The organism is Betaproteobacteria bacterium (assembly GCA_016791345.1).
Taxonomy (GTDB): domain Bacteria; phylum Pseudomonadota; class Gammaproteobacteria; order Burkholderiales; family JAEUMW01; genus JAEUMW01.
The window spans coordinates 1-3,295 of sequence record JAEUMW010000016.1; the positions used below are offsets into that span (position 1 = coordinate 1).

The window sequence follows — 3,295 nt, forward strand, 5'->3', positions numbered from 1 at the left end:
AAGAACTACGCCTATAACGGTGCGCCGGGCGGGCTGCGCACGCCGTGGGACCGCATCGCGCCGCGTCTCGACGACTGGCGCATTACGCCGACGCAGTTCGGCATGGGGTACATCGCGACCGGACGGCTTGCCGACCGCGGGCGATGAGCGCAGTTCCCGCAGGTTCCGACACCGCTGTTCCAGCGCGCGCAGCCGGTGTTTTCGACGGCACCGGGGGTGCTCGCTTCGGCTGGCGCGCGCTGTGCGCACTTCTCTTTCTCAACGCGTCGCTCGGTTTCACCAACTGGTGGCCAACCCCCGCCATCCTCCCCAACTACCGGCTGGCGCCGGAGGCTGTCGCGCTGTGGGTGGGGCTGCTGGTGTGGGTGGCGTGGCGCGGGCAGCCCTCGCGCCGGCTGCTTTCCGGCATCTGTGCCGTGCTGATGCTGCTCGTGTTCGGACGCTATGCCGATGTCACCATCCCCGGACTTTTCGGGCGCGAGGTCGATCTGTACTGGGATGGTCAGCAGCTCCCGCGTTTCGTCTGGGTGTCGCTGCGCGAGCAGTTGTGGTGGCTCACCTTCGGCGCGATTGTCGTCGCGGTCGCATCGTTCTCGATGCTGTACGCCGCGCTGCGCTGGACCGTCACGACCATCGCCTGCGAAGCTGCACCGTATGCGCTGCGGCGACGCTGGACGTGGGCGCCGACCCTGCTGGCAGCGGCACTGGTGGTCACGCATCTTGCCGGCGTCGCCCCCGGCGTGACATGGTGGCTGGTGGCGCAGCCCGTCATGCCGACCTACTGGAAACAGGCGAAACTGGTCGCCACCGCCCTCATGCCGCGGCGCGTGGCGGAGATCCTGCCGCGTTCCCCTGCGCTCGAAGCGGCGATGGCGCAGCCGCCGCAGATCGCGCTCAGCGGCCTGCGTGGTCGCGACTTCAAGCTCTTCTTTCTGGAATCCTACGGCGCCCTCGTCTACGACCACGGCGTGGTCGCCTCCGCGCTCGCACCCGCGCGCAAGCAACTGGCTGCGGACATCGCCGCGAGCGGGCGGCTCGTAGCCTCTGCATTCGTGCGCTCGCCGACGTTTGCCGGCGGCTCGGACCTCGCCCACATGAGCCTGCTGTCGGGAATCGACCTCGCCGATCCGCGGCGTCACCATGTGCTGCTCACCACCGACCGTCCGACGCTGATCAGCCTCTTTCGCCGTGCCGGCTACGAGAGCGTTGGACTTTACCCCGCGCTGAGCTGGGAGTGGCCCGAGCGCGCCTTCTACGGTTTCGATCTCTTCCTCGACGGCCGCGGCCTCGACTATCGCGGCCCGCAACTCGGTCACTGGAAGATCCCCGACCAGTTCAGCGTCGCGCGCTTCGACGAGTTGCACCCGCTGCGACCCGATTCTGCCCCGCGCTTTCTCTTCTTCCCGACGATCAGCACCCACTGGCCGTTTGCCCCGGTGCCGCCGTATCAGAGCGACTGGCGGCGAGTCCTGACGCCCGACCCGTTCGGACCGCAGGATGCCATACAGTTTCGCAACGTCGACACCGAATGGCGCGACAAGGTGCCGAGCTACATCGGCATGTTCGAGTACACCTACCGCTGGCTCGGCGGCTACCTGCAACAACCGGAGGCGCGTGAATCCGTGATGCTCCTGGTCGGCGACCACCAGCCGGCGAGCAGCGTCACCGGCGAAGGCGCGAGCTGGGATGTGCCGGTGCACGTGATCACGCGCGATCCGGAACTGCTGCAGCGCTTCGTCGCGCTCGGCTTCCGCCCCGGCCTCGAGCCGGTGCGCCCGGCACTGGGCGGTCTGCACGATCTCACCGCCATTCTTCTGAAGGTCTTCGCTGCAACGCCCGAGGTGAAGGAAGAGCGCGCGTCCACCCCCGCAGGTGCTGTTCCCGACCTCTCTTCTTCACGTTTGACTCATCTCCGATAGCCCTCGATACTGCCTCAATCGCTTTGTCGCTCTCCCACGCCAGGACACACTGCGGAGACATGCGAATCGCGTCGAACGCCGAGCTGCGCTCAGGCACGCACCTTTGGAGGACAACACATGAATTCGCCGAGCGATCTCAAGGATACGCAGAACGTCAGGTTGACCTCCCTTGCCCACGGCGGCGGCTGTGGCTGCAAGATCGCACCAGGCGTGCTGGGCGAGATCCTCAAGGGTGCGCACGGCGTCGTGCCGCCGCAGCTCATGGTCGGCATCGAGACCTCAGACGATGCCGCGGTTTATCGCCTGAACGACGAGCAGGCGCTAATCGCGACGACCGATTTCTTCATGCCGGTGGTCGATGATCCGTTCGACTTCGGCCGCATCGCCGCGACCAACGCAATTTCCGACGTCTACGCCATGGGCGGCACGCCGATCCTGGCGCTCGCGCTGCTCGGCATGCCCATCAACCAGTTGCCGGTGGAGGTCATCCGTCGCATCGTGGAGGGCGGCGAATCGGTCTGCACGGCGGCCGGCATCCCGGTGGCGGGGGGGCACACCATCGACTCGGTCGAGCCGATCTACGGGCTGGTCGCGCTCGGTCTCGTGCATCCTTCTCGCGTCAAGACGAATTCAGGTGCTCGCGCGGGTGACGTGCTGATTCTCGGCAAGCCGCTCGGCGTGGGCATCTATTCGGCCGCGCTGAAGAAGGACGCACTCGATGCCGCAGGCTATGCGGAGATGATTGCGGGCACCACGAAGCTGAACACGCCGGGGCGTCGTCTGTCCGAGATGGACGCGGTGCACGCGCTCACCGATGTCACCGGCTTCGGCCTCCTGGGTCACCTGCGCGAGATCTGCCGCGGCAGCGGACTCAGCGCCCGCGTCGAGTTTGCACGTCTGCCGCTGTTGCCCGGCGTGGAATCGCTGGCGGCGCAGGGCTATGTCACCGGTGCGTCGGGACGCAACTGGGCCGGCTACGGCAGCGATGTCTCACTCCAAGGCGTGAGCGACGTGCAGAAGGCGCTCCTCACCGATCCGCAGACTTCCGGCGGACTGCTCGTGGCGTGCGCAGCGGATGCCGTCGAGGCAGTCATGTCCATGTTCCGCGAGGAAGGGTTCGGGCGCGCCGCCGTCATCGGCGAACTGCGCGCCGGGGACGGCATTACCGTCTCCGCGTGATCGATCTCCTTCAACGCGCGACATCGGCCGTCGCCCGCTGAAAGAGCCCTCATGCTCCAGGCGCGCACCGCCGTACTGTTCAATTTCGACTGGGACCAGCTGGGGTTCGCGCGCTGGAGTCATCTTTTTCCGTGCGACAGCGCGGGCTTCGACCTCTTCACGTTCCCCAGCAACGTCCACCTCGCGCGCTTCGACCT

At 66.9% G+C, this 3,295-nt stretch carries 4 protein-coding genes; all 4 read left to right on the forward strand.

Annotation, left to right across the window (positions count from 1 at the left end):
• Positions 1–147, forward strand: a 147-nt coding sequence (locus tag JNK68_00435) for a hypothetical protein (GenBank protein MBL8538812.1), incomplete at its 5' end; no start/stop codon positions are given.
• Complete coding sequence (locus JNK68_00440; protein MBL8538813.1) at positions 144–1,919, forward strand: sulfatase-like hydrolase/transferase; 1,776 nt, start codon at positions 144–146, stop codon at positions 1,917–1,919. The genes JNK68_00435 and JNK68_00440, both read left to right, overlap by 4 nt.
• Before the next feature lie 117 nt (positions 1,920–2,036).
• Complete coding sequence (gene selD, locus JNK68_00445) at positions 2,037–3,098, forward strand: selenide, water dikinase SelD (GenBank protein ID MBL8538814.1); 1,062 nt, start codon at positions 2,037–2,039, stop codon at positions 3,096–3,098.
• A gap of 51 nt (positions 3,099–3,149) precedes the next feature.
• The coding region (locus JNK68_00450; GenBank protein ID MBL8538815.1) for an ATP-grasp domain-containing protein at positions 3,150–3,295 on the forward strand (146 nt) is incomplete at its 3' end.